5 protein-coding genes are annotated in these 7,280 nt (G+C 36.2%); 3 read left to right on the forward strand and 2 right to left on the reverse strand.

Going from position 1 to position 7,280, the window contains the following annotated elements; all coding sequences use genetic code 11:
- Positions 1–545 (reverse strand): succinate dehydrogenase cytochrome b subunit (locus VFS71_RS14355; RefSeq protein WP_326402079.1); only part of this gene is annotated, 545 nt, incomplete at its 3' end.
- A 396-nt stretch (positions 546–941) separates the two neighbouring features.
- Here VFS71_RS14355 and VFS71_RS14360 point away from each other — a divergent pair.
- Entirely contained in the window at positions 942–2,303 is a 1,362-nt protein-coding gene (locus VFS71_RS14360; protein WP_326402080.1) for a hydroxymethylglutaryl-CoA synthase family protein, read from the forward strand.
- Between the two features lie 63 nt (positions 2,304–2,366).
- Here the strand turns inward: VFS71_RS14360 and VFS71_RS14365 are convergent, their stop codons facing one another.
- Positions 2,367–3,848 (reverse strand): XRE family transcriptional regulator, encoded by a 1,482-nt coding sequence (locus VFS71_RS14365; protein WP_326402082.1) that lies wholly within the window; start codon positions 3,846–3,848, stop codon positions 2,367–2,369.
- Between the two features lie 120 nt (positions 3,849–3,968).
- Between VFS71_RS14365 and aceB the strand changes: the two genes are divergently transcribed.
- Together aceB and aceA are read left to right on the forward strand one after the other, a co-directional pair.
- Positions 3,969–5,570 carry a malate synthase A gene (gene aceB, locus VFS71_RS14370; RefSeq protein ID WP_326402083.1) on the forward strand — a complete coding sequence of 534 codons (1,602 nt, stop codon included), beginning with the start codon at positions 3,969–3,971 and terminating at the stop codon, positions 5,568–5,570.
- 57 nt (positions 5,571–5,627) lie between these two features.
- Positions 5,628–6,908, forward strand: a complete 1,281-nt coding sequence (gene aceA, locus VFS71_RS14375) for an isocitrate lyase (protein WP_326402084.1) — start codon at positions 5,628–5,630, stop codon at positions 6,906–6,908.
- Positions 6,909–7,280 lie beyond the last annotated feature (372 nt).

A 7,280-nucleotide genomic window follows, 5' to 3' on the forward strand; every position in this document is an offset into this window, starting at 1 on the left:
AAAGAAGAAGTGAAACCATGCCAAAGGTGTAATGCCAATAACACGAAAGCAACACAATACAATCCTGTACGAACTGGACTTTCAAATTTAGCCACCAATTCAGGATAGTATCTTGCTTCATCAATTGAATTTACTTCTACATACTTATAAATCATTTCGTGAACCCAGAAATCATAAAAATGTAAACCTAAAAAAGCCAATACGACTAAACCAGAAATAATCATGTTTCTAGAAGCCCATGAAGCATTTGCAGCACCATCGTACTTAACATAAGCAACAGGCCTAGCATTTCTGTTTTTCAGTTCTAGAACGAATCCCATAACGAAGTGAAAAACTACCCCAGCAACCAAAACAGGTTGCATAACAAATTGTATTAATGGGTTGTAACCCATGAAATGTGACATCGCATTAAATGAATCGGCACTAAAAACCGAAACGAAATTAATAAAGAAGTGCAGCGATAGAAACATAATCAAAAAAAGTCCTGAAAGCGCCATAGCTACTTTTTTAGCTATAGACGACTTCAATATTGCAGATTTTGCCATAATGATATAAATATTATATTTTTTTAAAAAGTCGAACAAATTTAGGTTAATTAGGAAAGAATAACAACCAAATATGCAATTTTGCTGTGCTATTTATAATGATTTTAAAGTACTTAAAAAATACGTATAAACTACGTATAAAAATACGTAGTTTTAAACCACTATTCTTCATGAACTTACAAAAAAGCACTTAAACAGCTTCTAAATTCAAAAAACGCATTAAAATTACGGACCCAATTATATTTTATTGACAAAAGTTAAAAAAACTAACAATATTATAACCCAAAACAAGGTTTACAAGTTATTCCCTAAAAATTAAAGATTAGCAATTTTATAGCCTTTAAAACATTGTATTTCCCCGAAGCAATTTTAACTTTACACCTTTAAATTTTATTCATGAAAACTGGAATTGACGCTATTGCATTTGATGTTGCCAAATTACATTTACCCATAAAAACATTAGCCTTAGCTAGAAATATAGAACCCGAAAAACTCGAAAAAGGGTTAGGATTATTAAAGATGACATTGCCGGATACCCATCAAGATACAGTAGTATTTGGTGCTAATGCTTTGACAAAACTAATTCAAGACAATAATATCAAATTAGATGAAATTGCACGAATATATATAGGAACCGAAAGCGCCATCGACAGTTCAAAACCAATAAGTTCTTTTTTGATTTCTCTAATGGAGCAAAAATTCGGAGAAAACTCTTTATCTGAATGTGATGTTGTAGATTTTACTTTTGCCTGTATTGGTGGTGTGGATGCATTACAAAACTGTCTTGATTTTGTTCAACTCAATCCAAACAAAAAAGCAATTGTTGTCACAACCGATTTCGCCAAATACGACCTAAATTCGAGTGGTGAATATACTCAAGGAGCTGGTGCAGTTGCCATGTTGATTACTTCAAATCCAAGAATTATAACTTTTGAGAATCATTGGGGAGTAAGTACAAAAGGAGTTTTTGACTTCTTCAAACCTTATAGAACCATTTCAAAACAGGAAATCACAGGAAATTCAAACAATGAATCTTGGTTTGATAATCTTGAAAGCGAAATTGAAATCCACAAAGATCAACCCGTTTTTGACGGTCAATATTCGAACCAATGCTATATGGATCGAACCAAAGCGGCTTATTTTTCATTCAAAAAAATAAAAAACACTTCAGAAACGGTTTACAACAACTGGACAAGCATAGTCATGCATTTGCCTTATGCATTTCAAGGTCGTAGAATGTTATCCGAGATTTACGCTTTGGACGCCTCTACTCCAATTCTTTCCGGAGAAGAAACGGCTTCGGAATATCAGAATAAATTAAAAGAAATCAGCAAGTCAGAAGATTACAAAACATTTGTTTCTGAAAAATTACAGCCTGCAGAATTAGCATCTTCTTTAATCGGAAACCTATATACGGGCTCCATTTTTATGGGATTACTTTCTACCCTAGCTCATTTTTACGATAACAAAAAAGAAATTACATCTGAAAAATTCGGTTTTCTAGCCTACGGAAGCGGTTCAAAATCTAAGGTTTTTGAAGGAACCATTCAACCCGAATGGAAATCGGCACTAGCCAATGTTGCCCTTTTTGAAACATTGGAAAAAAGTTTTGAAATTGATTTTGAAACTTATGAAAAATTACACAAAAAAGAACAGAAACAAAGTATCCTGAAACCTAAAAACGAATGGATTCTAGACCGAATAGAAACAGAAATCCCTAATTTAATCGGAGCCCGTTATTACAAATGGATTGATTAACTTTAGCATTGACAATACAAAAAGAGCCACGAAAGATACAAATCCATTCGTGGCTCTTTTGCTTTAACTAAACTTAGCTATATATTCTTGAACAGTCGCATCGGTCTTTTCATTTCTGACTTTTTGTTCCAAATGAATTGGCGGCGAGGCTCTCTCTAAACAATTTTGCACCGAGCAAGTTTCACAAGTCACACCAACTAATTGCCTTTGCACCGAATTCCCTTCAATAAATTTAAATTTTTTCTTAATGGAAGGCGTTATCAAAATTCCAACCGAAATACTTCTCAAACAATTTTTCTTGAAAGGATCTGGAGTAGCCGATGAAAAAACGAGATACTCATTATTACTGTTTTCATAACGTGAAATCTGTGCATCAAAAAAGTGTTCTTTCTTTTGTTTCAAAGACTGCACAATAGTTTTTATTGACACCCACCTTCTGCAATAATGCTCATTCATTTCGTTCGCATGAGGCTCTTGTTGATTGGTAATGTGTAATTCCTTTTTTATTTGATAGGTGTCTGTACCAATTTCATGTGACAAACGAAGGAAAAAGAGGTTTTTTATCTGAAAATCCTTCGGCAAAATATTAGTCAATCGCTGATAAAATGATTCCGGTGAAACCGTGAATTTATTCATCAACTGAATCATCTCTTGCGGTTTTGGATCTGTTTTTGACAAAAACAAATTCAACTCATTTATCAATCGTTCTCTAGGAATAAGCAATGCTCCAGCAAAATAAGAAGCATAAAAATTATTCAGAACCTGATCAAAATTATCAAACTTGATCCAGCTGAAAGTATATAGTCTTTCTTTGATTTCAAGAAAATTATAGGCGATTTCTTTAGCCAAAATAAATGCTTTTTGAGAATCATCTATACCAACTGAAAGCAACAATGTTTTGCTTTTTGGTACAAAAATAGATCTCAAATCACCCAATTCTTCCTGCTCAGAAAAAATAATTTCTTTTATAGTATAACCATATTCTTCAATTAGTATCGCAGACAATTCATCAATCGAAATTGTGGTTTCACCATCAATATGAAATGCTTTGCAAAACAACAGTACTTTATCCTCAAGCTCTTCAAAGTAATTATTATGCGCTTCTTGATAGGAACGCAATGAAGCCAAGAAAAAACTTTCTCGGGTTAAATTATAATGCTGAGCTATTTCAATAATGGTACTGATAAAGGCATTGACTTTGGCAGGAGCATTGGCAATAATATCAATTAAATCTGCCTCTTGAATTCCAAAAAGATCCAACGGAATCTCCTTCAAAATTCCAGATTTTAATATTTCTCCAATCGGTGCCAGATTATTATCGAGTTTTAAAGACACCATATGATCGTAGGTGACATCCAATTTCTCTGCCAAAAGGATAATTTTTTCCGTTTTAGGATATTTTTTTCCCTTTTCTATCTCGTTCAAATACGATTTAGACAGCTCCGTAATTTTGGCCAAGCCAAATAATGACAAATCTTTATTTGTTCGAGCCTGCTTGAGTTTAAGCCCAAAAATCAACTTGATATAATCTTTTTCCATATTCATAAAATCAAAGATAAACTAAAAAAAGAAAAACCTCAAAAAAAATATTTTTCATTTTTGGCGAACGTTCGCTTGTTTTGTAAAAAACTTTTTGTAGTATTGCAGTATCAAAATGAACTAGTTATGAAAAACCACACAGAAACCATCGAGAAAAAGTTCCAAATAACAAATGGAATCACACAACAGTATCCTGAAATATTGACGGATAGCGCCATTGAATTCTTAACAGAATTGCATCAAAAATTTAATAGCAAAAGACTTTCGTTATTAGAAGACCGTAAAAAACAACAGGTCTTGTTTGATGCTGGAGCTTTACCTTGTTTCCAACCCGAAACAAGAATGATCAGAGAAAGCAATTGGGTAGCCGCAACTACTCCAAGAGATTTACTGGACAGAAGAGTAGAAATCACTGGACCTGTGGATAGAAAAATGGTCATCAACGCACTCAATTCTGGAGCCAAAACATTTATGGCCGATTTTGAAGATAGCACTTCCCCTACTTGGAGCAATTTAATGGAAGGGCAACAAAACCTGATCGATGCCGTAAACAGAACCATAACACTAGAAGATCCGATAAAAAATAAAAAATACGCTCTAAAAGAAAAGACAGCCGTTTTAATTGTAAGACCTCGTGGACTGCATTTGAATGAAAAAAACATACTTATCGAAGGACAAGAAACTTCCGGTTCTCTAGTTGATTTTGGATTATATGCTTTTCACAACCACGAACAATTATCTAAAAACGGAACTGCCCCATATTTCTATTTGCCAAAATTGGAACATTATCTCGAAGCAAGATGGTGGAACGAGGTTTTCGAATTTGCACAAGAATATCTTGGAGAACAAAACGGGACTTTCAAAGCAACAGTCTTGATAGAGACAATAACCGCAAGTTTTCAACTGGACGAAATCATCTTCGAATTAAGAGACCATATCGTAGGATTGAATTGTGGTCGATGGGATTACATTTTTTCATTCATCAAAAAATTAAGAAAAAATAAAACCTTTATCGTTCCAAATCGTGATCAGGTAACTATGACTTCGCCTTTTATGAGTGCTTATTCACAATTGGTTATTCAAAGATGCCACAAGCGAAACATACATGCAATTGGCGGAATGGCAGCACAAATTCCAATCAAGAATGATGAAGAAGCCAATAACATTGCTTTTGACAAAGTTGTAACCGACAAGCGAAGAGAAGTACAAAACGGACATGACGGAACTTGGGTCGCCCATCCTGATTTGGTTCCCTTAGCACAATCTGTTTTTGACAAATACATGCCCACTCAAAATCAGATTCATGTAAAAAGAGAAGATGTAAATGTAGTTGAAGAAGATTTACTGGCAGTTCCTAAAGGTACCATTACTGAAGAAGGTGTTCGCAAAAACATCAGCATTTCTGTTCTATATATTGCCTCATGGCTCAACGGTCAAGGCGCTGCCGCTTTACACCATTTGATGGAAGATGCCGCTACGGCTGAAATCTCAAGATCCCAATTGTGGCAATGGCTTCAAAACGAAGTGGTTTTGGACAATAACAAAACGCTTACCGAAGACTATTATCACCGTTTGGCAATGGAAGAATTTGAAAAAATTAAAAAGATTGTAGGTGATGAAAACCACGAGAAACAAAATTATCATTTGGCAGAACAACTGCTCGATACTTTAGTAGTCAATGAAAATTTCATAGAATTTCTAACCTTAATCGGATATAAACATCTATAAAAAGGCAATTGCAATTCAAAAAAAAAAATAACCAACAAACGCTATTAAACAACAACCATGAAAACAACCGAGACAAGAATTCAAGAATTAGTTACCGACTGGATTACAAACCCTAGATGGAAAGGAATCGAACGACCGTACACCGCCGAAGAAGTTGTAAATCTTCAAGGATCTTATCAAATTGAGCACAGCATTGCCAGAATGGGGGCAACCAAATTATGGAACAAACTCAATTCCCAAGATTTTGTGGCAGGATTGGGCGCACTTACAGGAAACCAAGCCATTCAAGAAGTGGAAGCTGGACTGGAAGCCATTTATCTTAGCGGCTGGCAAGTGGCCGCCGATGCAAATGTGGCAGGCGAAATGTATCCTGACCAATCCTTGTATCCTGCCAACAGCGTTCCTTTGGTTGTAAAAAGAATCAACAACGCACTTTTACGTGCCGATCAAATACAAGTGGTTAACGGAACTACAGACAAAAAAGATTATTTAGTTCCAATAGTTGCCGATGCCGAAGCTGGTTTTGGAGGAAATTTAAATGCATTCGAATTGATGAAATCGATGATTGAATCCGGAGCTTCTGGAGTTCACTTTGAAGACCAATTGAGTTCCGCCAAAAAATGTGGGCATCTTGGAGGGAAAGTTTTGGTACCAACACAAGAAGCCATCAATAAATTAATTGCTGCAAGGTTGGCCGCCGACGTAATGGGGACACCAACACTTATCGTGGCACGAACTGATGCCGATGCTGCCAATTTATTGACCAGCGATATCGATCCAAGAGATGCCAAGTTCATCACAGGAGAAAAAACAGCCGAAGGATTCTTCTATGTAAACTGCGGTGTGGAGCAAGGAATTGACCGCGGATTGAGTTATGCACCTTATGCCGATTTGATTTGGATGGAAACCAGTAATCCTGACTTGGCTTATGCCAAACAATTTGCTGAAGCCATTCACAAAAAGTTTCCTGGAAAAATGTTGGCCTATAATTGTTCACCTTCATTCAACTGGGCGGCCAAATTATCCGTTGCCGAAATGGAAACTTTCAGGGAAGACTTGGCTGCAATGGGCTACAAATTCCAATTCATCACTTTGGCTGGATTCCACGCCTTGAACACCAGTATGTTCGAATTATCCAAAGCCTACAAAGAAAGAGGAATGGCCGGCTATTCTGAGTTGCAGGAAAGAGAATTCGCTTTACAACAACACGGTTTCAAAGCTGTAAAACACCAAGGGTTTGTTGGCACATCCTATTTTGATGCCGTACAAAACACCGTTACCACAGGTAAATCTTCCACAACAGCAATGAAAGATTCTACCGAAGTAGCGCAGTTTTAACTTTAAATACTTTTCTAAAAAGCACGGAGAAACCCTCATTTCTTCGTGCTTTTTTCGTTTAAAACCTTTATTTGGGCGCGACCCCATAAAGGGACGGAGCCAACTCATCATAAACGGTGAGTCGGCTCCGTCCCTTTATGCGGTCAGGCTGTCCGCGTTACTTCGGTAACTTGCTCCCATCCTTCGCGCAGTCAAACAAGAACTTTAGTGCAAATAATTTCTATTTACCTCTCAGTAAAATATTATTACTTTTCTTTTTTAGATAATGCCAAAAAAGACACAATGCCCCCCTTTAGCCCCGATAGCAGTGGAAATCCTTTTTTGAGCCGATCTTTTTTCGGCTCAAAAAAGATTGCAACGGATAGCGGGACC

Source organism: Flavobacterium sp. (assembly GCF_035760125.1).
GTDB lineage: Bacteria > Bacteroidota > Bacteroidia > Flavobacteriales > Flavobacteriaceae > Flavobacterium.

Excerpts from the sequence above, each read along its gene's own strand:
- aceA (WP_326402084.1), top strand. The coding sequence starts at position 5,628 with ATGAAAACAACCGAGACAAGAATTCAAGAATTAGTTACCGACTGGATT.
- VFS71_RS14365 (WP_326402082.1), bottom strand. The coding sequence starts at position 3,848 with ATGAATATGGAAAAAGATTATATCAAGTTGATTTTTGGGCTTAAACTC.
- aceB (WP_326402083.1), top strand. The coding sequence starts at position 3,969 with ATGAAAAACCACACAGAAACCATCGAGAAAAAGTTCCAAATAACAAAT.
- VFS71_RS14360 (WP_326402080.1), top strand. The coding sequence starts at position 942 with ATGAAAACTGGAATTGACGCTATTGCATTTGATGTTGCCAAATTACAT.